At 63.0% G+C, this 21,420-nt stretch carries 19 protein-coding genes; 5 read left to right on the top strand and 14 right to left on the bottom strand.

Features of this window, described 5'->3' with window-relative positions; genetic code table 11:
- Window positions 1-71: 71 nt before the first annotated feature.
- Together AC3WS4_RS24190 and AC3WS4_RS24185 are read left to right on the top strand one after the other, a co-directional pair.
- On the top strand, window positions 72-2,588 hold the full coding sequence (locus AC3WS4_RS24190; RefSeq protein WP_294048536.1) for a TonB-dependent receptor domain-containing protein: 2,517 nt from the start codon (window positions 72-74) through the stop codon (window positions 2,586-2,588).
- Window positions 2,589-2,614: 26 nt separating this feature from the next.
- Window positions 2,615-4,750 carry a prolyl oligopeptidase family serine peptidase gene (locus AC3WS4_RS24185; protein WP_294048535.1) on the top strand — a complete coding sequence of 712 codons (2,136 nt, stop codon included), beginning with the start codon at window positions 2,615-2,617 and terminating at the stop codon, window positions 4,748-4,750.
- Here the strand turns inward: AC3WS4_RS24185 and AC3WS4_RS24180 are convergent.
- The 4 genes from AC3WS4_RS24180 to AC3WS4_RS24165 all read right to left on the bottom strand — a co-directional run bounded on the left by AC3WS4_RS24180 (window position 4,747) and on the right by AC3WS4_RS24165 (window position 8,277).
- Window positions 4,747-6,483, bottom strand: a complete 1,737-nt coding sequence (locus AC3WS4_RS24180) for an asparagine synthase-related protein (protein ID WP_039575556.1) — start codon at window positions 6,481-6,483, stop codon at window positions 4,747-4,749. The genes AC3WS4_RS24185 and AC3WS4_RS24180 overlap by 4 nt on opposite strands.
- Window positions 6,480-7,100, bottom strand: coding sequence for a lasso peptide biosynthesis B2 protein (locus tag AC3WS4_RS24175; RefSeq protein WP_310311248.1), 621 nt, complete (start codon window positions 7,098-7,100; stop codon window positions 6,480-6,482). Before AC3WS4_RS24175 ends, AC3WS4_RS24180 begins: the two co-directional genes overlap by 4 nt.
- A gap of 56 nt (window positions 7,101-7,156) precedes the next feature.
- Window positions 7,157-7,291: a hypothetical protein gene (locus AC3WS4_RS24170; protein WP_267127959.1), complete on the bottom strand. Its 135-nt coding sequence runs from the start codon at window positions 7,289-7,291 to the stop codon at window positions 7,157-7,159.
- Between the two features lie 266 nt (window positions 7,292-7,557).
- Window positions 7,558-8,277 (bottom strand): acyl-homoserine-lactone synthase, encoded by a 720-nt coding sequence (locus AC3WS4_RS24165; RefSeq protein WP_160292416.1) that lies wholly within the window; start codon window positions 8,275-8,277, stop codon window positions 7,558-7,560.
- A gap of 226 nt (window positions 8,278-8,503) precedes the next feature.
- On the opposite strand from AC3WS4_RS24165, the gene AC3WS4_RS24160 reads away from it, so the two are divergent.
- Entirely contained in the window at window positions 8,504-9,286 is a 783-nt protein-coding gene (locus tag AC3WS4_RS24160) for a DNA -binding domain-containing protein (RefSeq protein ID WP_148309127.1), read from the top strand.
- Between the two features lie 36 nt (window positions 9,287-9,322).
- Here AC3WS4_RS24160 and AC3WS4_RS24155 read toward each other — a convergent pair whose 3' ends face one another.
- The 4 genes from AC3WS4_RS24155 to AC3WS4_RS24140 all read right to left on the bottom strand — a co-directional run bounded on the left by AC3WS4_RS24155 (window position 9,323) and on the right by AC3WS4_RS24140 (window position 15,208).
- Entirely contained in the window at window positions 9,323-9,781 is a 459-nt protein-coding gene (locus tag AC3WS4_RS24155) for a lytic transglycosylase domain-containing protein (RefSeq protein WP_492743038.1), read from the bottom strand.
- Window positions 9,782-9,882: 101 nt separating this feature from the next.
- Entirely contained in the window at window positions 9,883-12,828 is a 2,946-nt protein-coding gene (mobF, locus tag AC3WS4_RS24150) for a MobF family relaxase (RefSeq protein WP_039575562.1), read from the bottom strand.
- Window positions 12,825-14,888, bottom strand: a complete 2,064-nt coding sequence (locus tag AC3WS4_RS24145) for a type IV secretion system DNA-binding domain-containing protein (RefSeq protein WP_081997364.1) — start codon at window positions 14,886-14,888, stop codon at window positions 12,825-12,827. The genes mobF and AC3WS4_RS24145 overlap by 4 nt, the downstream gene beginning before the upstream one ends.
- A complete protein-coding gene (locus tag AC3WS4_RS24140) occupies window positions 14,885-15,208 on the bottom strand; it encodes a ribbon-helix-helix protein, CopG family (protein ID WP_039575565.1) in 324 nt (107 codons plus the stop codon). The genes AC3WS4_RS24145 and AC3WS4_RS24140 overlap by 4 nt, the downstream gene beginning before the upstream one ends.
- 481 nt (window positions 15,209-15,689) lie before the next feature.
- On the opposite strand from AC3WS4_RS24140, the gene AC3WS4_RS24135 reads away from it, so the two are divergent.
- Window positions 15,690-15,932, top strand: coding sequence for a hypothetical protein (locus tag AC3WS4_RS24135; protein WP_039575569.1), 243 nt, complete (start codon window positions 15,690-15,692; stop codon window positions 15,930-15,932).
- 186 nt (window positions 15,933-16,118) lie between these two features.
- On the opposite strand, the gene AC3WS4_RS24130 is transcribed toward AC3WS4_RS24135, so the two are convergent.
- Entirely contained in the window at window positions 16,119-17,087 is a 969-nt protein-coding gene (locus tag AC3WS4_RS24130; protein WP_039581070.1) for a DUF2493 domain-containing protein, read from the bottom strand.
- Between the two features lie 423 nt (window positions 17,088-17,510).
- On the opposite strand from AC3WS4_RS24130, the gene AC3WS4_RS24125 reads away from it, so the two are divergent.
- Window positions 17,511-17,957 (top strand): SRPBCC domain-containing protein, encoded by a 447-nt coding sequence (locus AC3WS4_RS24125; RefSeq protein ID WP_160292417.1) that lies wholly within the window; start codon window positions 17,511-17,513, stop codon window positions 17,955-17,957.
- Window positions 17,958-18,002: 45 nt separating this feature from the next.
- Here AC3WS4_RS24125 and AC3WS4_RS24120 read toward each other — a convergent pair whose 3' ends face one another.
- The 5 genes from AC3WS4_RS24120 to AC3WS4_RS24100 all read right to left on the bottom strand — a co-directional run bounded on the left by AC3WS4_RS24120 (window position 18,003) and on the right by AC3WS4_RS24100 (window position 21,394).
- Complete coding sequence (locus AC3WS4_RS24120) at window positions 18,003-18,239, bottom strand: DUF6117 family protein (protein WP_039575574.1); 237 nt, start codon at window positions 18,237-18,239, stop codon at window positions 18,003-18,005.
- 5 nt (window positions 18,240-18,244) lie between these two features.
- Window positions 18,245-19,255, bottom strand: coding sequence for an SLOG family protein (locus AC3WS4_RS24115; protein ID WP_039575576.1), 1,011 nt, complete (start codon window positions 19,253-19,255; stop codon window positions 18,245-18,247).
- A gap of 66 nt (window positions 19,256-19,321) precedes the next feature.
- Window positions 19,322-19,507: a hypothetical protein gene (locus AC3WS4_RS24110; protein ID WP_039575578.1), complete on the bottom strand. Its 186-nt coding sequence runs from the start codon at window positions 19,505-19,507 to the stop codon at window positions 19,322-19,324.
- Window positions 19,508-19,576: 69 nt separating this feature from the next.
- Window positions 19,577-20,056, bottom strand: coding sequence for a DUF736 domain-containing protein (locus tag AC3WS4_RS24105; RefSeq protein WP_039575580.1), 480 nt, complete (start codon window positions 20,054-20,056; stop codon window positions 19,577-19,579).
- An 873-nt stretch (window positions 20,057-20,929) separates the two neighbouring features.
- Window positions 20,930-21,394, bottom strand: coding sequence for a Ros/MucR family transcriptional regulator (locus AC3WS4_RS24100; RefSeq protein WP_039575583.1), 465 nt, complete (start codon window positions 21,392-21,394; stop codon window positions 20,930-20,932).
- Between the last annotated feature and the right edge of the window lie 26 nt (window positions 21,395-21,420).

The raw sequence follows: 21,420 nt of genomic DNA, 5'->3' as shown, positions 1-21,420 counted from the left end.
GCGACCCGCGCTCAACACGCGCGGGCGGATCACGGATGGGGACAATGGCTATGAGGAATTCACGGCCCGCTTTGGCATTGCTGACTGGAATCGCGGCCTGCGCTGTGCCGACAAGCGCCTATGCACAGGAAGCTGAGAGCTATAACTTTGACCTTCCGGCGCAGGATCTCGGTGATGCACTCTTATCGGTCGCAGCCAAAGCCGGGTGGGAGCTCTATGCTCCGGCGGAAGACCTGGCGGGCGTCTCGTCCCCACAACTTCGCGGCAATTATACGGTCAAGCAAGCTATCGAGCGGCTTCTGCGAGGGACTAATCTCGTCGCTCGATTTGACGACAGAGCCGTTATCATCCGCGGGCGATCAATCGCAGCAACGGCCTCTGAGCAGCAGTCGAGTGACGCTATCGTCGTGACGGGCACTCGGATCGAAGGCGCGCCACCCGCTGCGCCGGTGATCAGAATTTCGAGTGAGGACATTCGGAACGCGGGTCAATCCGATCTCGGCGAGGTCGCGCGCAGCCTGCCGCAGAGCTTCGGAGGCGGACAAAATCCGGGCATCGGAAACAGTCAGGGCGCTCCCAATGAGAACGCTAACGTCAATGGCGCCTCGACCTTCAATTTGCGCGGCATCGGTTCGAACGCCACCCTGACGCTGCTCAACGGCAACCGCTTCGCTTATACCGGTGCCTCGTCGGTTATGGACGTGAGTTCGATCCCCGTCGCTGCGGTCGAACGGATCGAGATTATTCCGGATGGAGCATCGGCAATTTATGGCGCCGACGCGGTTGCGGGTGTCGTCAATATTTTGCTCAAGCGAGACTTTGAGGGTGTCGCAGCGATGGCGCGCCTCGGGGCATCGACCGAAGGTGGAAATGTCCAGCAGCAATATGGGATCCTCGGCGGCAAAACCTGGTCCTCGGGCAACTTGTTGGCGGCTTATGATTACAGCCGGTCATCGGCGATCCTCGCAGGGGACCGCAGTTATGCGATCGCCAATAACCCCGAGACAACGCTAGTGCCTAAAACCTGGCGACACTCGATACTGATAAGCGGACATCAAACCATCGGCCCCGACATTTCGCTTGCGGTCGACCTGCTCTACAAGAAGAGCCGTATTCATTCGGTCACCGGCTATGATCTGGTGCTTGCGCCCGAGGCTATTGGCCTAGAGAACGTCAGTAGCTCCGAAATATTCGGCATCGCGTCGAGCCTTACGGCCGAACTCGGGGATGATTGGCGGCTCAAGGCGAGTGGATTCTTCGGGACTGACCGTACCGGTGGATATTCCGATCTCTATCTGGGCGGCGCGCTAGCGATCCATAACGACAAGGATGTCTTCAATCGAAACCTCGCGCTCGAAGCGGGCGTGGAAGGCCCATTGGCCGAACTTCCGGCCGGTGCGCTCAGCGTGGCATTCGGAGCAGGTGTTCGGCGCCACGATTTCTTTGCAACCTTGCCCTTCAATGACATAGACCGGCGCCGGGATAACCTCTTTGCCTATGGCGAGCTTTTGGTGCCGCTGGCCTCTCCTGCGCAAGCGATAGGCGGCCTGCACCGTTTGTCGCTGACCGGAGCACTGCGCTTCGAGGATTATTCAGATTCCGCAAGCATCGTGACCCCGAAGCTTGGCATTATCTGGGAGCCGGTCGCCATCTTGCGCCTGGGTGCCTCGTGGGGCCGTTCGTTCAAAATGCCGACGCTCTATCAGCAATATGGTGGCTATTACTCGGCGCTCGCGCGAGCCGCGCGTTATGGCACCGGCTACCCAGCTAGCGCGACCGTTCTTATTGCATCCGGGCCCGACAGTCGTCTTGGCCCCGAGCGTTCCGAAAATCTAACCTTGAGCGCCCAGTTGACGCCGGCACGGGGCCTCGAATTCACAGCCGCTTGGTTCGGGATCGACTATAGCGACCGTGTCGCGGCTCCCGCCGCCTCGCTTGTCGGGGTGCTCGATAATCCGCTCTATGCCGATCTAGTGACGCTCGATCCGGACCCCGCCGGCCTCACGGCGACGATCAATGGATCAGTGCTGGGACTCGAAAACAGCACGGGGCTTCCATACGATCCGGCAAACGTCGTGGCCTTCATCGACTCGCGCACCCGCAATGTCGCGCGTCAGCGCTTTTCGGGCCTCGACCTGTCGATCCGCTACCGGATTACCATCGGCGGCGACCGGGAGCTGTCGCTCTCGGCGACCGGCACTTTTCTCAAGAGCCGTCAGCAGCTTATTTCGGGAGCGCCCTGGACTCGCCTCGCGGCGACGCTCTTCCACCCGCCGCATTTTCGTGGGCGTGCTGGGCTGACCTACGGCGGCGATCGCTACAGCTTTTCCGCCTTCGTGAACCACATGAGCGCCCTCGATGACGATCGCCAGACCGTGACCTCGCGTATCTCAGCCTACACGACCGTCGATCTCACCGCGCGCGTCCAGATCGGCCAAGGATTTGACGTATCGATCGCAGCGCTCAATCTCTTCGATAGAAAGCCGACAGCTATCCTCACTGCGTCGCCATTCGACACCCCTTTCGATACGACCAACTATTCGGCGGTCGGGCGCTTCGTCGGTCTTACACTTCGACAAAAGTGGTGATGATAGTTAAGCCGATTAGTGCCGCCGTGACGGCCGCGCTGACAGTCGCGACCCCCGCCGCAACGCAGCAAGCCCGCCATTGGACATTGGAGGATCAGCTTAGCATTCCCGAAGTCGGTGGACTTTCCATTTCCGCCGACGGCCATAGCGCATTCTATGTTGTGCGCGTTGCCGACGTGGCGAGCCGTCGCATGGTGGCCGTGCTACGCCGCGTCGAACTCGAAAGCGGAGCGACGCGCGACATCCTGCGCGCACAATGGATCGACCAGCTCCACCGTATCCCGGGCGAGGATGCCTGGAGCGCCCGCATCGACAAGGGTGATGGCGTGCAGCTCTATCGCATTGAAATGGACGACTCGATTACACCCCTGATTGTTCATCCCGCAACGGCGATTTTCGGGGACACGGAAGGCGCGGTCTATCCGGGATACGGGCATGCGCCGCTCGCTACCGGCGTGAGAGCGCATGACTGGTCGCCCGATGGAAAGCGGCTATTCTATGTCGTGCTCGATGCGGCACCGCAAGCGACCGGGGTACGTCATGGTGAGGATGTCGTCATCGAGCGTGCGCGGCGGCGCGCGCCGGGGACTGCCACCGCTTCAATCTATTTGCGATCCGAGGGGCGAGACACGCTTATCGCCACGCGGCCTAACAATGATATCACTACATTTTTCGAGCGCAATTTCGTCCGGTGGACGTCTGATGCCGTCCTCTTTAATGTGACCGATGTCGATCCCGAAGGTCGATCACGTGTGGTCACGATGGCATGGTCCTTCGCGGCCAAGACGGCCCGGGTCCTCGATACTCTGGCGGAAAGCGCGCAAGCAATTGGCCCGCTAGGTGGGCAACTCTCATCGGAGGGCTATGGAGACCGCCGCGAGCTTGTCGAAGCCATGACGGGAGGCGCGCGGCACAGCTATGGTCATTTACCCTTTGCTCTCGATGGCCGGGCTGCGAGCGGGGTCCGTTCGGCGGACGGCAAGCGATCGATCGTGGGTGTCCGTATGCTCGACAACCCTCGCTTCGGTCTTATTGTGCTGGAACCGGGCCGACTTCGAACGATCGGCGGCGCGTTCAGTCTCAACGACTGCGACTTCACAATATCGCTGAGCAAAGGCGCTTGCATCGCGCAGAGCCAGACGCAGCCTCCGGCGATCGCTGAGATCGACGTCGTGTCTGGGCGGATCAGACCAGTTGCATCAGTATCGCCGCGGCATGAGCGGCTCAGCTCGCTACGGGTCGAACCGCGTACCTGGACTAACCGCCATGGTAATAAGGCGACGGGCTACATCATCTGGCCGCGCCGCTATGTGGCGGGCCAGCGCTATCCCGCTATAGTTATCACGCACGGAACCGATGCAGACGAGCGGTTCGCCAATCGCGAGAACCAGTGGGAATATCCTGCCCAATTATTCGCGGAGCGGGGCTATGTCGTTTTGCTCATCAACGAGCCGAGCGCGCGTGAAAATGCCGAGGTGTGGGCCGCCCGCCTCGCCTGGCGGAACGAAACGAAGGCGGTCGCCCCGGAGACCATGCGCCAGTTGATTTGGCTCAACGGAGTGGCGAGCTATGAAGACGCGGTCATGGAGCTTGTCGGTACTGGCGTCATCGATCAAGCGCGGGTCGGGATCGCGGGGTACAGTCGAGGCTCGCAGATGGTCAATGTCACCATCACCAACTCGTCTCTGTTTCGCGCAGCGTCGAGCGGTGACGGCGGCTATCTCGAACCGGCCTTCTACCCCGATGTCTCTGGTTCTTATGACGCCGTTTTCGGAGGTCCCCCGACTGATCCGGTGGCTCTTATGCATTATCGCCGGCTGTCGCCGTCGCTTCGAGCCGACAAGGTTTGCGGAGCGGTGCTGCAACAAGTTGCCGCCCCGCTTGTTCCATCGATCGATTTTCACACGGCGCTTCGGAAGGCCGGCGTCCCCGCGGAGCTAAGCCTCTATCCTGGCGACGACGCCGCGTCGGATGAAACACATATCTTCCATATACCTTCGAACCGTCTCGGGGCGATGCAGGAGAATATCGCCTGGTTCGACTATTGGCTCCTCGGCGAGCGGGACCCGAACTCGCCCTATGCCGATCGCTATACGGTGTGGGACAAGATGCGCGATGAGGCGCCGCGGCACTGTGGCACGCCACTGCCACTCAAGAACTAGGCCGGCAGCGTACTGCCTTCTTCCCACCAGCGCACCCAAGCTTCGGCCGCGGCGAAAGCTAGGAGACGTATGTCCCGGCCATCGTCTCTCCAGCTTTCGGATCGGACGCGCCGTAGCCACTCTGGGTCCAATACGCCTGCGGCGATCAGTCTGCCGTCGACCAACATCCGGATGGCGTCGTCCGCCCGCGCATTGAAGACTCGCCGAAGGAAGCCCGTCGGCCCTCCCTTTGTCCTCCGTTGGGCAATGAGGGCCGGGAGAAGATCGGCGACCGCAGCGCGCGCGACGGCACGATCACGGCCACCGCGTACCCATTGCCAAGTTGGAATCGACAGGCAGAGTTCGACGATTGGTTGCGACAGCAACGGAGTAATTTGGGGGGCCGCTGTGGATCGAGGATAAAGCTCGATGCTCTTTTGGGCGCGGGCGAGCAGCGCAATATGCGCTGCTTTTCCAGGCAGTGTGCGTCGAGGCGCGCAAAGCCATGGATGTTGATCACCGCCGGATAGCGCCGCGGCTCGGCCGACAGGGCCGAGGCCAGTGAGGTCATATTGAATCCGGTGGCCAGCCTTTCGCCGGTTTATTCGATCCCAGCCTTTTCGGATGACTTCGGCCAAGCCGGCCCCGGTAAGATCGGCGAGGTCCAGCGCAGTGCGAAAAGCGCTGGGCCCAACGCCTCGCGTGAGAACCACGTCTGCGAGCGGCGCCGCGCTGCGCAGGCTGCAGAATACATTGTCTCCCCCGTTGCCAGAGAAATACGCATCGACGGGCCACGCGGCATTGATCCGTGAATGCTCGGCGGAGACCGCGTGAAAATAGTGTGCTGCAAAGGGCAAAGGAAGATGAGGGAGGACCGGTCGGCAGACGTCAACAGCACTCAGGTCGTATAGCGGGGCATCGAGGCGTGTGCCGAGCTTCGTGACCAGCGCCTCGGCGTATCGCCTCTCATCTCCCGTCGTGCCGGGCTCAACCATCGTGAGGCAGCGCATGGCTGGCGAGCGCGGGCCGAGTGCGGCCGCGACGATTGAACTGTCGAGGCCTCCCGAGGCGCCAACTAGAATATGGTCGAAGCAAGTCGACCAAGCTCCGATGCTGTCCTTTAGCGTTTCGCGAAGAGCTTGTGCTGCATTGTCGAAGCTGAACCCCTTCCCCGATTGGACATAATCCCACGGCGACCAGCCTTGCTCGACATGGGGCCCGGCGGCGCTCACGACAAGACGCTCTCCCGGAAGCAGTTCCTCGACGCCTACGATGCCGGTACAGCGTCCGAGCAGGTCGATCCCGGCGAACATGCGAGCGAGCGGCCCATAATCGATTGCGGTGCGACCCGGAACTGCGAGGGTGGTCAGCTCGCTCGCCAAGGTCACGTGGTCGGCATTGCGCCTCATGTAGCATGTCATCATGCCCGATGGATCGCGCAGAACAGTGACTGAGCCGTCCGGCCGGCTGAGGACTGCAATATAGGCACCCCAATAGTCAGACAGCAACGCGCGCCCATCTGTTTCGATGATGCGCTTTCGCTCCGCATTCTCAAGGTTGGTGATGCGAACTGCCGGTATTTGGCGCCGGAAAAGAAGACCGACGAGACAGCCACCTTCGCCGAGTTCGATAGTGGGAGCGAGGCTCGTAAGGCGCGCGGCCGCAGAGATGTACGCGCAATCCGCCTCGTCAGCCGCGACTTCCTGGCCGGCCCATCCTGATGTTGCGATTTCAAGGCGGAAGGCGAGCCTCATCGCACCGTCAGCAAAGGTTGGTAATTCACCACCAGATCGAGCGGGTCGCTCAGCACCGCCGCACCCACCTGAATCCAGCAATGTGCCGAAAATGGCAGCATGACACCTATGACTAGGTCAGATCCCAGACCGCGGCGCGCCAACATCGCGCGCATTGCAATGCTGCGCACGAGGCATTGGTCCGTCGCATTGCGATAGCGCCAAGCCCGCACAAATGCTGCCGCCGTTGATTGGCACCTATCGAGATCACCGCGGGACAGCGAGCTCGGTTTCAGGATCGCTCCGAGCGATTGCCGCGCAAGACTCCTGCGCGCGCGCCACTGTTCCGCCAGCGCCTCTACTAATGTCCATGGAGACGCCGACCCGAGACAATTATCAAAAGCGCTCGTCTCGGGCCGTGGAGCGAGCCGCGGTGCAGGAACAGGTGGGCCAGCTTCAACGAGATTGTTTTCGACGAGCCAGCGCAATTGCCCGCAGGTCGCCGTGCCCAAAGTCGCCGCTTTGAAGGCTTCGGCAGCTGCGCCTTGAAGGAGAAAATAGCGACTGGTCGTGAGATCAAGGCAGACGACGTCCGCGCCAATAATGCTGTACCGAAGGTCCGTGCGAGGGCGGCTCATCATCGTGGGAGAACTGCGCTGGCGTGCGGCACTCGGGGCGCCGCACGCCCTTTGCATCAGTCGTCGGTCTCGATGCCGCCCGCGACGTAGCGCTGGAACGTCTGGAGGTCGATGTCGCCGTTGCCTCCCGACCCGCGGGTTTCGATGCGCGCATCGCCCAGGTCGACGATGCCGTTTTCATGCTTGTCCATGGTTCGTCCTTTCCATCGATTGCGACCGAAATTGAGTCGCATTCAAAAGCTAAGCTCGATGAAGGGGACGATCCATTTTATAATCCAATTATAATCGGATTATAATCGGAACAGGATCGACAAGAAAAAATGTGACCGAGCTATTGGAAACGCGCGTTGGGATCGCGCACCGGAGCCTTTAGCCAAAGCCTGAACATTCGCACCGGAACCCGGTCACGCGCTTTTGAAAAAAGCGCGACAATATAGTGATAAATCTATCTGGTCTTTCAAGGAGAACTGTAACCGGAATCGGTTATTTTTCGACTCAGCGTCCTCCTGAACGCCGCTCCATGATGTCGATGATTGGCTGACGAAATGCGCGCCACATGGGCCGCCGCGCGCGTTTCGGGCTGGAAGAGGCGAGACCCGCCGGCGATACCGCCGGCCATAAAGTTCGCGCGGATCGCGGGATCAATCTCGATCCCGAGCGCCGTAAATACCTGCCCACCCTGATACTGTGCCGGGCCCAGTCGCTTGCACTTCCAGCCGACACTGGCAAACCATGATGAGTGTTCGGGGTCCGCGATGATCGTGTAAGTTCGAACGCCGGCTTCGACGGCGAACTTCGCCAGTCCGTTAAGCAGCATATCATGAACTTCCCAAACTCGGTCGCTACCCTCAGGGAACAACGAACATATTCGGGTAATCTCCCAAACATCGCGCCCCTTCGGAACAATCCCTTCGACAAAGGGCGGACAAGCGGACTCGATCGGGGACGGCCTGATCGTGTGGAGCAGGCGCGCTGAGGCTAGATGCCGATCGTCTTGATCGACAACGATGAGGTAGGTTGCGTGCCCATCATCGAACTGATCGACTTCGTAGAGACCGGCCAAGACAGGCAAATCCCACCCCAACTCATCGACAAAGAAGCGTTTGCGCGCCTCAAACATGGAACGGAGCGCAACGTGCTCACGCGTTCGATTGAACCGGTCGACCACCTTAAGCATGGGCTGCCTCCCTGGCGAAGAAAGGCCTTCCAATTGAACCGAAAAATCGAAGCGCGCCATAGCAGGAAAGGGGGTGTCGGACGCCGCGCCGCGCATAGATAGTTCGCCGTGCGCGCGCTTCGCTGCCTTGCACCGTTTGTTTCAGAACGCATTCGGCTGACAACGCGGACGGGCGTGCCTATCCATTTTGCATGGGGTCGCTAAAGCAAGATCACGAACTGTCAGAGTGAACGGGCTGGGCGGCGATCCCGGACCGGCACCTCAAGTGCCGGATTGGCTGCTGGCCAGCGAATATGCCGTGTTGCTGTTTGCCGATCGGCGCAGTTTCGCATGGGAATGGCTCCGGCGCAGCGCGCCCTATCGCGCGGCATGGCGGGATCGGGAAGTTGGTGAGATTGTCCCCTCTGACTTTGGACTGATGAAACTAGAGGACCCGGATCTTGCGACGCCATATGCTCGACCAATATGGACGCCGGCGCTTGATCCGAGGGTTCTCCGCAGCACCGCGGCGGACGATCAATCGGCATCGAGCGCCAACCTGCTCGATATCCGGAACTTTGCCGAATTCGTGTCAGTCGCCGTCGACGAAACCAACGCCGAACACTGGCTGCTATCCGACGGACATTGGGTGATCAGGCTCGATCTCCATGACGGGACGCTGCTCGGCGGCCCACTGTTTCTGGATTATCAGATCGGAGGTCTAGCGGACACGGGGCCGAAAATCTCCGCGCTGCAGCAGCTCGTCGCACTGGCTACCGACGGCGAACTGCCTACGTCCCTTAAGCCGCGCGAGACCCGGGCGCCGCGATGGATATTGGAACTGAGAACAGCGGACGCGATCGCCACGGGAGCGACCCAGCACGAGATCGCTCAGGCCTTCTTCGGTTCCGCTGTCGCGTCGGAGCGGTGGCGCAAAGAAAGCTCACCTTACCGGTCGCGGGTGCAGCGCCTGGTCAAGGCCGCCCAGCGCCGCCTTGCCGACCCCTTATGCGGGCCATGGTTTTCATGATGTCCGGCGCGGCCCCGTGCGGAGCTTCGGCTGTGATCAGAATATCGCCTTCCCATATCTCTTTTGGAGATGCGCTGCGACGCTCGTCGCATAGCGCGCCTGCCGCCAAGCGGTAGGACTATGATAAACGCCGATCGCTTTCCAATAGTCACCCGTGACCGCCAGACCCGAGAGAAAAATCCAGCGCGCCGCCTCGGCATTGAAACAGGCATCGTTCTGGAGCCAATGCCGGACATGGGTTTCGGATCGCCGGACAAGCGCCGCAATTTTGGGTACCCACCAACTGTTGATTTGCAGCGGCCCGAGATCATGAGTGCCATTGCTGTTGACGACAGCGGCGCCGATCCAGCCGCCTTCCTGATCGCGCAAACCCCAAAGCGTACGTTCGAGCCACGGCTTGCCATGGGCTGCGCTGCGAATGCAGCGCGCGATCTCAGCATTGGCCGTCGCGACTGGCGCGCGAGCCATCGCCGGCAGCGAGAGGCCGAACGCCAAGGTGAAGATGGCCGCCGCCGCGCCGAACCGCAAACTTTGCGGAACGCGGCCCCTGATATGCGACCTGACGGCTTCGGCTGTCCGTGGAAATCGGAATATGTTCATCGATCATGTCCTTGCTGTCGGGAATGCGGTTGTTCGGCGGGCTCGGGAGCGGTCGGTGCATGCGCGCGCTGGTCCTTCGTCGAGCCGGCGAGAATGCCGTTCAGATAGGCATCGAGCTTCGACATGCCGTCTCTCGCGCGGCCCGCGAGCATTTCTGCAAGCGATGGCGGGCGCAGAATCTCGTTCCATTCCCGCTCCCGCTCGGCCCTTCGCTCGGCGCGATCCGCACGCGTGCTCAGCATCTGCTTTCGCGCCCAGTCGAGACTTTCAGCGAGCCGGGCGCCGCGGATGCGATGGCTGTCTCGCCAGAGCCGCCCGAGGCCTTCGAGCGAGGACGTCTTTTCGCCGGAATACCGCTCGAGCTTTTGCACAAGGCGCTCGAGATCTTCGGTCCAGAGTTTCACGCCATAGCGAGCGCGCGTGATGGCGGTGTAGTAATTCTGGCCATTGACGAGGCCCGATCCGACCGGGGCAAGGACATAGACTCGGTCATAGGTCTTCGACTGCGCCGAATAGACCGTCTCGGCATAGCCATGGTCCCAAGTCCGATGAACGGCGAGATCGATCTTCTGCGGCTCGGCGCTCCGGTCCCAGCGAATGGTCGCGACGGTCCCGTCGAGACACTCGATCGTCCCGCGCTCGGCATTTTTTAGGTCGAGTTCCTTCGTCGCCAGCCGCCACTGAATGCGATCGCCCGCGGCAATATCTCGCTTGTCCCCGATGAACACATTGACCTGCGACGCGCGGCCAAGACGGGGATTCCAGAGGATGGTCCGGCCCTTTTCGTCCACAAGACGCACGATCTGGCGGCCGCGCGCATCCCGCGCGAGGCCACTGACGCGATACTCTGCCCCGGCGGCGATCCCGAGTCCCGCGTTGTCGCGCGCGAACATCACTACCTGGCCGCCCGAGTAAAAGCGGGCAAAATGCTTCTCCTGGTCGGTCATGCCCGACGGAGCGAGAATATCGATCCGCGCATCTTCGGCGGCGATAGCGCCTTCCCGTTTCAGCACCTCTCGGATCTGGGTATTCACGATCAGCCTGGTCGCGTTGTCGAGAACGAGGATATTGGTCTTGTCACGGTTCTCGGGCTTGAGCCGCGTCCATTCCGCGACGAGGTTGGCCGCGAGCTTGTCGGCTCCCTCCCCGCTGATGATCTTGTCGAGCGATTGCAGCGACGCGGCATAATCCCCGCTGCGCGCGGTCGCGACCGCGGTCTTCATCGCGCGGGTTTGCTGCCGGACCGCCTCGGTGAGCTCAGCCGTCGGAAGGCCGAGCTTCTGCATCAGCCAGAAGGGTTTGCCCTGCTCGATCGCCCCCGTCTGCTTGTTGTCGCCAAGAAGAAGCACGCGCGCGCCGGTGTCGTGGCTGATCTGCAAGATCCGCTGCGCTTGCCGGCTCCCGAGCTGGCCCGCCTCGTCGACGACCAGGACATGACGATCGGTGATATCATGCCCGCCGCCGCCCAGCAGCGCGGCGACAGTACGAGAGTCGATGGCAGCGTCCTGGCCCAGCTTCGCGGTCGCAGATGAGGTCGGTGCCAGACCGATGAAGGTCCAACCGGCATCGGCCGCGGCCTTCAATTCCTTGATGAGCGTGGATTTGCCCGAGCCGGCGACGCCATGAACACCCATGACGCGGTCACTGGACAGCGCGATCTCGGCGAGCACCTTTCGCTGGTCATCGTTGAGAATGCTACCGCGCAGCGACGTGTCGACCTGTTCCGGCAATGCCAGCGGAACCCCATCGCCAAGGCTCAGCGAAATATGCGTCGATAGCGCGATCTCTAGCCGCGCGGCGCGGCGCGAGGTCCTGCCGCGCGTGAGAATCTGGTCGCCGGTCAGCTCCCTCGTCTTCAGCAGCTTGAGCCGCGCTTCATGTTCCTCAAACAGAGGCCGGACGTCGCGGAGGCGGACGTCGCCGACATGCGAAGCGAGCCCAGTTCGAATGAGCCGGCCGAGATTGTTGACCGCTTCGCGCGTCTCCGATTGGCGAAGTCCGAACAGCGCTGCGCGGCGCGCGGTCGCGGGATCGGCGTCCAGATGCTTCTCCCCACGCGCATCGGCGGCGGCGCGGACAGCTTCGAGCGCGGGAATGTGTGCCTTCGATCTCTCTGCCCACTGGGCATGGAGCGTATCGAGATCAACTTTCTGCTTGGGGGGCCGGGTCGCGAAGAAGGAAATCGATCGTTCGGCCTGCCCCTGGAGACCATGCTCCTTCGCATGCGCATCGATCTGCTCAGCGCGGCGCGACATCGCGTATATAAGATCATTTGGAACATCGCGGATTTCGAACAGTCCCCTTCGCGGGTCGAACTCGATCTCGTAGCCAAGTTCGCGCAGGTCGTGGGCGAGTTCGTTGCGATAGATTTGTCCCGCAGTCATCTGCTCGGCGAACATGGCGCGGGTTTCGAGGCTCGCCATCTGCTCGTCGCCGGCATGCCGAGTCATGTTGAGGATCACGACGTGGGTATGGAGATGCGGGTCGAGTTCGCGCGAGGCATGTTCAGTGAAGCGCGCATAGAGCAGCTGGCCTGTCGTTTCATGCCGAATATTGCCGTCCATACGTCGGCGAAGCTCGGCATGCTCTTCGATCCAGCCGATGGCGGTGCCGACTGCCCGCTCATGCGCGGCGACGATCCGTTCATCGCCCGTCACCAGCGCCATGATCGATACCGATTTCGGGGCGTTGACCGCAAAATCCCACCCCGGATGATGCTGAACCTCGCCGTGGCGGATGCGCCCGAGTTGCTGCTCCTCGACCTTGCCGGCGAGCAACGCCTCGAACGCCCTGCGGTCGATCGGGCCCGAAAGCCCGAGCCCGGCCGCAATTTTCCCGCCCCACTCCGAGGGTTCGTTCCCGCCCTTGGTGTAATAATCGCCGATCGTATAATAGCGGGCGATATTGCCGGGCTTGCCTCCGAGGCGCCGCGGATGGATCATGCCGGTCTCGCCGGACGGCGACGACCACCCGGACGCCCATGCTGTCGCAGGGTGCGGTCCCAGTGCGGAGCGATAATTTCGAGAGGCGTCGCGGGACGGTCGGGCGAACCATCGGTAGGCGTGACAGGTGCGGCTGAGACCTCCCCGTTCTTGTTGTCACGCGATTTTCCGGATGCGCCCGCCGGGTGATCGAGCTTCAACGCGGGCGCATTGACGTCCGGTCCGCGTCTGCCAGTCCGCTTGCGCGCTGGCGCGTCATTCTTCTCCGGTTTCGCCGATCTTGATGCCTCTTCGGACGTACCGGATGACGACGGCAACGACGGTGGTGGTGCTATATGTCGAGGCGGACGGCTGCGCTCGGCGAAGGCCTCAACGATGGATGGCACGTCATTATATTTATCCGCGAACCGAACGACGGGCAGGTCGCGACCGAAGCGCAGATAGCCCGACAGGTTCGGCAGGTTGGTGACCTCCGTGTGCATCACAAGAGGTCTTGTCACCTGGATGCGCGAGAGGTTGACCCCGTCACGCATGTCGTTGACGCCATAGCTCATCCCCTCGTTCGCCTCGACCTGCTCGACTTGCCCGAGATTCTCGCTGACATGCTTGGCGGTGGGGGTATCGTTGGCGCGGAGCGCGACCCAGGTGGAGCAATAGCCGGTGATCGCCGCGGCATCCTGGATGCCATAGGTCGCCTCGAGCTGCGGGTAGGACTGGAAGCCGAGGATGCCGCAGCCGCCATATTTGCGGGCGCGAGCGAGAAAGTCAGAGAGCGACGGCAGTTTCTGGAGCGAGGGAAGCTCGTCGATCACGCAATAGAGACGGCGCTGCTGATCGGGTTTCAGGCTCATGATCGCGCTGATCGCGATATCGAGCCACACGGTGATCAGGGGACGGAGCGAAGGAAGCTGGTCGGCCTTCACGGTAACGAAGAGCCAGCTGTCGTCCCCCTCGGTCGCGACCCAGTCGCGGATCGAAAGCCCGTCGTCGGTATCGTCAAGATAGGCGAAGCTGCGCATGACCGACGCGAGCTCAGCCTGGACGCCCGCCGACGTCCGTTCGCCTTCCATCGAGATGAATGCCGCCGCATCGGTGCCCGCGGCGAAGGCGGACAGATCCTTCAGCGGAGAGCGGACGATGGTGTGGAGGAGGATCGATACATAGGTCCGTCCCTGCGCTGCGAGCTTGCGCAGAACGGCGACCAGAGTACCGCGCGCGGCCTTCGGCCAGAAGGGATCGCCATGCTTGTCGGGGATCGTCGATTCCGCGATCTGGTCGTAATGATAATCGTGCGGGACATCGACCCAGGGCGACCAGACGGCCGAACGCTCGTCGAGGGGGTTGAGCAGGATGTCCTTCCCCTCGCGGTAGAATTTTTCGACGAAGGTGCCGGCGGTATCATAGACGATCGCGCGCTTGCCCTTGGCGCGGATGCCTTCGAGCATCTTGACGATCATGTTGGTCTTCCCCGTTCCGGGTGCACCGCAGATCAGGACATGCTCGGTCTCGAAGGCATGGGGGACGTTGATGCCGCCGATCGAGAAGCTTCCTTTCGTCTCCCTGCGCAGCGCCCGGCGGACCTGCCGAACGGTACCGAAATGCGCCCCGCGCAGGTACTCGTTGGAGCCGAGCCCCTTCCCCGTCCGGGTGAAATAGAACCAGGCGAAGACGAGCGCGGCGAGCGCAAACACCCCGGACAGGATCGCCCCGCTGATGAGGTCGCTCTCGAGTTTTTCGAGCGCCTGTTTCGCGATCGCGGAGTCGACCAGCCAGTCGGCCGAGGTCCAATATTCGCGGCCCTCCGGCGTACGGAACAGGACCGGGTCGTTGGTTCCCGGCGCCGCATCGGCCTTGAAGGTTGCCTCAACGAGCTTGGTGAGGACGAAGCGCTGGTAGGCATCGGACTTTTCGAAGGCGTACCAGATCGCGCCGATGACCCAGATGCTAAGCCCGGCGAGGGTCGTCTGGAAGAAGACCTGGGTGGTCATCCGCACATTGTGGACGATGGCTTGGCCGCCCCGCGTCCAGCTGCCGAGTGTGTCGTTGCGGAAGATGCTCATGACGACGCCCCTTCCCCCAGAGCTGGCAGGTCGCCCGCGCCGATCAGCCCCCGGTCGAGGAGAAGACGGCGGGTATCCTCCATCCCCTTGGCGAGAGATTTGGGCGCGCGCGCGCCGACGTCGGACGCAAGGATCGCAAGCACCTGGATGACGGTCGAGTGGAGTTCGTCGAATCGGGCATGGAAGCCGAAGGGGTCGGCGCCGTTCAGCTGTTCGAGGGCATCGCGAACGAAGGCCGCGGTGGGGACGCCCGCCGCATCGGCATCGGCCGCGAGGCGGTCGTATAGTTCGTCGGGAAGACGAATAGTCAGTCTTGCCATGGCAAGCTCCTGGTCTGGAGCTTCGGCAAGTGAGGACACGTAGCCCCACTGTTATAGCCGAGACCTGCCGTTTTTCCAATAGCTTAGCGCGGCAGCCACGGCTGCCCAAAGATGCCAAGGATTATCAGGGCATTGGCGCGGATGGCAGCCAAGTGCCGCCGCATCTGGCTGCCACGGCGGCCAAATGACGCCGCCTGCGCCAGCGTTCGACTTTAGGGTTAGGCTATTGATTTGCAGGGAGGTTTGGCCCCGCAGAACCCGTGCGTAGGGTGCATTACAAACGCCAACGGCGTGCGTCCGCCCAACGCAGCGACGTGTCGCTGCGACACCTCGTGCCGGAAGGCGCGGGGGTTCCCCCCGTCCGGGGGGATTTCTTCACCTGCCGGCGGCACGCCGGCCATGATAATTGCCGTTTGATCATGGCGCACTCCCTCGGGTAGAATTGGAAGCCGGCGGGCAGACCATTTGAAGGATGATGGTTATGCCCAAGAAGAGTGAACGCGAACGCCTCGCCGACCTCGAAGCGCGTCAGCGCAAGGTTGCGGAGGAGGTCGAGATTGCCCGCCGCGCCGTGCGCGGCCGCTATGCGTCGATCATCGGCGAGCTGGCCGTCGAGGAATTGACCGAGCGGGAATTTCGGGAGCTTGTCGACCTCGCTATCTGGTGTGGCGGCGCAGCGGCGGTGGGAGCACTCAAGTCCCTGCCGATACGGCCCCACAAATAAAGCCATCCCGAAGGGATGCCCCTGCGACGAGCACGGCGAAGCCGCGCGCAGGAGGCCGATGGCATCGCCATCGCATCGGTCGCGCGACGGGCCCCGCCAGGGGTCCCTGAGTGCGGACGACCTTTCCCCTGACGAAAAGAAAAAGGGACGGCCCGGCAATCCGGACCGTCCCATTGCACCACCCGATCAGGCGGCGATACGCTGGTCGATGAAGCGGAAGAAATGCGCGGGCACACCCTTCGCGCGCACCAGCCGAGCGAGATGGGACTGAAGCCCCGAGCCTTCGCAGACCAGCGCTTCTACCGGGTTCAGTCCGAGCAGTTGCTCGTTACGCAGAAATCCTGCGCGTTGTCCGAACTTGCTGTTGAGGGTGAAGGCGACGAGTGGTGTTCCGGTCCGTGCCGCCCATGCGGCGGCGATCGCGTCGCACCCCTTGGACTGCGCCGTCGTCGCCAGCACCATCGCCGGGATACGCGCCTTGATCTGATCGAGCCGCTCGGTGAGGAGCGCGTGATCTTCCCATTGCTGCCCGCCGGAGAATATGACCACCGGCCCTTGCGGGGCGTGGGCATCGATCCCGCGCTGGCGCCGCGCGGCGAGGAAGTCGGTCGCGGCCACCACCGCAGCGGTGCGCTTGCTCGATACCAGCGAGCCCCGCGGCGCCGACCATGGACGCCCGGTTTCGGCGGCGAAGGTCTGGGCGGCATAGTCGCGCATGCAGGCCACCGCGTCGCGCGCTTCGTCGAGGGAGTGGCAGAAGGTCTGCGCCTCCTCCAACTCAGCGGTCAGGATCTCGCTGCCGTCGGCGTCGCGGATCAGATCCTTGACCTTCAGCGCGGCCTTGTCGGCTTCAGCATCGAGCTGGTCCGCGACCTTGTGGAAGCTATGGACGATGCCCCACGCGATGCGGTCCGCGATCCCTTCAAGGCGGGTGTCTCGGAACAGGTCGAAGAAGGTGCGGACCGCCATTTCGGTGGCAAGTTCCGCCGCGCGCGGAAGCGGCATGTCGGCGTCGGTGGGCTCGTCGGCATAGCCCATCCGGAACCCGCCTATGGTTTCGGTGAAGGCGTTTTCGAAGGCGGGCGACACAGTTTCCTCGGCGATAAGGTCGGCGATTTCGTCTGCGGTGCGGAAGGATTGTGTAAGCTTCGTCATGAGAACCTCCTTGAAAAAGAGGTCTCTTTCCCTGCACGGGCTCTGAGCGACGGGGTCAAGGATCGGGCGCAGCCCGACCGCGAAGCGGCGATGGGGGTCACGATTTTCTTTGGCGGCCACCCGTCGCCCGACTGGATGTGCGGCGCTCGCCCCGCCAAGGAAAATGGTGGGGCCCCGTCGTTCTTGAGGCCGACGCTGCCCCCGTGCCACACTAAAAAGAGTTGAGAGAGAAGAAGAGGCTTGCGAAGCGGGGGCTCGATGCCCCCGATTCGCAAATGGTTGCCGCAAAGCACGGTCCCATGTGCTCTATTCCTTGAAACGGATCAGGCCGCAGCGAGGATAAAGCGGGGACGTCCGGCCGTAGCGGTTGGCGCAGATTCTGGAGGTTGAACGATCTTGAACGGGTGCGAAAAGAATGAGCGCGTGGACAGCGCGTCGCGGGTCATTCTCGCGACGCCGCGGCAACTGTTCCGCACCTATTTCGACGCCGAGACGCTGAAGGGCTGGCGCGTGCCGGATGGCGCGACAGGCACCTATTCGGTGCTCGAGCCGCAGCCGGGCGGCCGCTTCTGTCTTAACCTTCTCTATTCGGACCGAACGGAGACCGATGGCCCCGCGGCCGCTATCGAGATCATCACCGGCGAGTTCGCCGAGTTCGTGCCCGATGAGCGCATCGTCGAGGAAATCCATTATACCAACACCGACCCCGCCTATGCTGGCATGATGAGGCTGACCTTCACGATCGAGCCGGCGAAAGCCGGCTCCAAAGTCTCGCTCCACGCGACCGGCATGCCCCAGGCGCTGGAGGTCACCGCACATCGCGCGGCACTCGCCGCAGCGCTGCGGCGGCTGGCGCTGCTGACCGAATGAACAAGAAGAGCGGCCGCCTCGCAAAGGAGGCGGCCGCTCATTTCCTTAATCCGGATCAAAGGTTTCTCCGGTCGGCGGCACATAGGCCTCGAACGGGTTTCCGTCATGCAAATGTCCGAACGGGGTCATGACATGGCTGGAACCCTCGCGCCCCACCGCGCAGATGACATAGCGGGGCTCTCCCGACGCGGCGTCGGTGCATTCCATGAGGGCGAGGTCGCCATTTTCCGCCGCGCGGCGGAGCGTCGCGAAGTTCCGCCGATAAGCGTCGGGAATCGCCATCGCCGTCACGCCGTCAGGCGGAGGCCGGGGCCCCGCTGTGCCGCCGGGCGCGCAACACCGTCCGGCTTCTTGAAAGCATGAATCGGCACCCCGGCCTTGCGAAGGAGCTGATAAAGATTTGCCTGAAGCCCCGACCCCTCGCAGAGCAAAGCCTCGACGGGCTTCAACTCGGCGAGCTTGCGGTTGCGGTTGAAGGCGGTTTTCCGTCCCGAACCATAAAGGCCATAGGCGACGAGCGGCACGCTGTTCTCCGGACGCGCCGCCCATGCCGCCGCGATCGCGTCGGCGCCCTTGCGCTGGCCGGTCGTCACCAGCGTCATATGCGGCACGCGGGCCTTGATCTGGTCGAGCCGCGCCCAGAGCGGTTCCCAGTCGGACCAGATGGCCGGACCCGAGAAGACAACGATCGGGCCCTGCGGTAGATGCCGTTCGCGCGCGGCGAGCGCCCGCTCGCGCAGAAAATCCTGCGCCGCGATCTGGCTCGCCATCGAGACGGACGACGCCCGGCTTCCCTTCGCCGGCGACCATGGCCAGCCGGTGAGCGCGCGATACATTTCGGCGGCATAGTCGCGCATGCATTCGATGGCGTCGCGCTGCTCGGCGAGCGAGCGGCAGAGGAGCTGCTTTTCCTCGAGGCTCGTTGCATAGACTTCGCTGAGATCGGGCATGCGCGCGAGATCACCGAGTTCCTGCGCGATTGAATCTTCGCGGCGCGCAAGCTTTCCAGCCGTGAAATGGAACGAATTCACGAAGCCCCATGCGATATCCGGGGCGAACGCTTCGAGGCGGGTGTCGGTGAAGAGGTCGAAGATGGCGGCGATCACGCCGCCGCATTCGGCCTGCGCGGCGAAAGGCTCGGGCATGTCGAGGTCGGTCGGCTCGTCGCCAGCGGAGACGATCGAGAGCGGGATCGGGTCGCCGAAGGCGGCCTGAAATTCAGGGGTGGCGATGGCCTCGGCGTAAAGCTGTTTCAGGTCGGCGAAGCGGTCGACGGACGCGGGGTTGGCGTTGGTCATGATGGACCTCCGGTCAGCAAAAATGAAAAGCGGCCGGAGCGGCTGCGCCGCCCGGCCGCACGGGGATCAGTGGAGCGTTGCGCCCGCAGGCTTCCGCTGCGCCGGACTGGCGGCGATGCCCTCCAGCGGGCGCAGCCCGTTGACGACCTCCCATGCGAGGACGGGCGCGAGCGGTTCGAGCGTGGTTCCGGCAACGATGTCGAAGACAGCGGCGATGACGGCGCCGCATTCGATGAGACGAATCTGGGCCATGACGGCCTCCCAAGCTGGATGAAAAAAATGGGCCGGGAGCCGAAGCCCCCGGCCTGTCAGGCGTGCCCGTCAGAACGGGATCTGATCGTCGACGTCGGCACCGGTATCCGGGCCATTGTCCATCAGTGCGCCGTCAGTGCCCGCGGTGCTGTCACCGAAGCCGCCGCCCTGCTCACCGTCGCCATAGTCGCGGCGCGACGAGCGGATCGCGGGACCAAAGTCATCGCGGCGCTGCGGGCGCCGCCACGCGACGCGGTAGCCATCCCGCTCCGACCCGAAGAGCGCGATCGGGAGCGGCTCGGGGAGGCTCGGGTCGTCGATCGAGCCCTGAAGGAAGACTTCGCCGGTGGTATTTTTGGCGACGGCTTCCCAGAGAGCACCGAGCTGGACCCAGCGATTGCCGACGTTGAGCGCGACGATCTCATAGGCCGGGGCCCGCTCGTGATCGCTCTCGACCGGACGAAGACCGAGACGCGGCAGATCGATGGTGCGGGTCGCGATCGACCCCATCAGACGGCCGTTGTTATTGCTGAACTCACCGATATTCATGGGACTTTCCTTTGACGTTCATCGCTCCGGCCAATCCCGAAGCGACACCCGCCAAGGTCCCCCTCTCCTCTCTGTCCCGGCGCCGCGGTCCCGCGCCGCAGCCCGCGGTCGCTCCCGCCCTCGCGCCCTCACGCACCCGCTCGCTTCAGGCACGCAAATGCGCTATGCAGGGCGCATGGATGCCGAGACGATGAGGACGGTTGCGCGACTTGCGCGTTCTCGCGCGGATCGCGGAAGTTCCGCAACACATGGCGACGGGCTCGAGCGGCTTGGAGCCGCGCGGGCGCTCCGTCAGCTCGCGGTCGATCTCGAAGTCTCGGCCGATGCGTGCGAGGCCAATCCCCGGCCATCCCGCGGGCGCGGCCGACCGACCTTGCCCCGCCCGGCTCCCGCGCATGTTCCTTACGGCAGCCGATCGTTACCCGGCAGGGCCGAGATCCGGCGAAGCCGGAGCTCGGTCGGAGCGGCGCGTAGCGCCGCGGAGATAGAGCGGCGGTGCCCGCGATAGAGGGCAGCCGCCCTACAGCAACGCCCGCCAGCAAACCCGACCATCAGCGGATCAACTGCCGAGACTTGGGGCTTGGGTTCTGGGGGTTTGAGTCTTGGGCATGGCTCGAGTTCGCCGCAGGCGGGCCCCTAATGAGGCGCGCCTACGGTCGGTCGGCAGTATGAAGAATGGAGAGGCGCCCGCCTTGCAAGGCGTCAGAGCGAGCGGCAGCCCGCGGTCCCGGAGCGGCGCGGTCGCGATGCCGCTCGAATAGGCCCGCCGTCCACCGACCAACGGGCGGTCATCCAAGTGGCTAATGGCATCAAAGACTTTGCCCGGAGCCCGAGTGATCGGCGCGGCCGATCTATATGGGAAGAGGCGCCGAGTTATTTTGCCTTGGCACGGCCGCGCGGGGCCGGCTTGCGGCCGCCGCCCCGACCTTTGGTTCCGAGGCCGATAGCCTTGGCCAGGGTGCGACGCGTTTCGGCATAGTTGGGCGCGACCATCGGATAGTCCTTGGGGAGGTTCCACTTCGCGCGATACTCGTCGGGGGTCATGTTATAGGCCGTCATCAGATGGCGGCGGAGCATCTTGAGTTTCTTGCCGTCTTCCAGACACACGATGTAATCGGGTTTCACCGACGCTCGAATCGAGACGGCGGGCTCCTGTTTGACTTCCGGAGCCTCGGACGCGCCAAGACCGGCAAGGGCTTCATGCACCGACCGAATAACGAGCGGAATGTCCGATATCGCCACGCTGTTGTTGCTGACATGCGCAGCGACGATATCGGCGGTCAGCGTTACTAGGGTTAAAACCCAATCAGCCTCTTGAAATTGCTTGTATGTATTGATTCAAAGGGCCTTCACCGCAGCGGGAG

The sequence above is a fragment of the Sphingopyxis sp. EU05-FHT14B03 genome (assembly GCF_058790875.1).
Note: the sequence above shows the minus strand (reverse complement) of the source record. Positions and strands in the feature narration are given on the sequence as shown.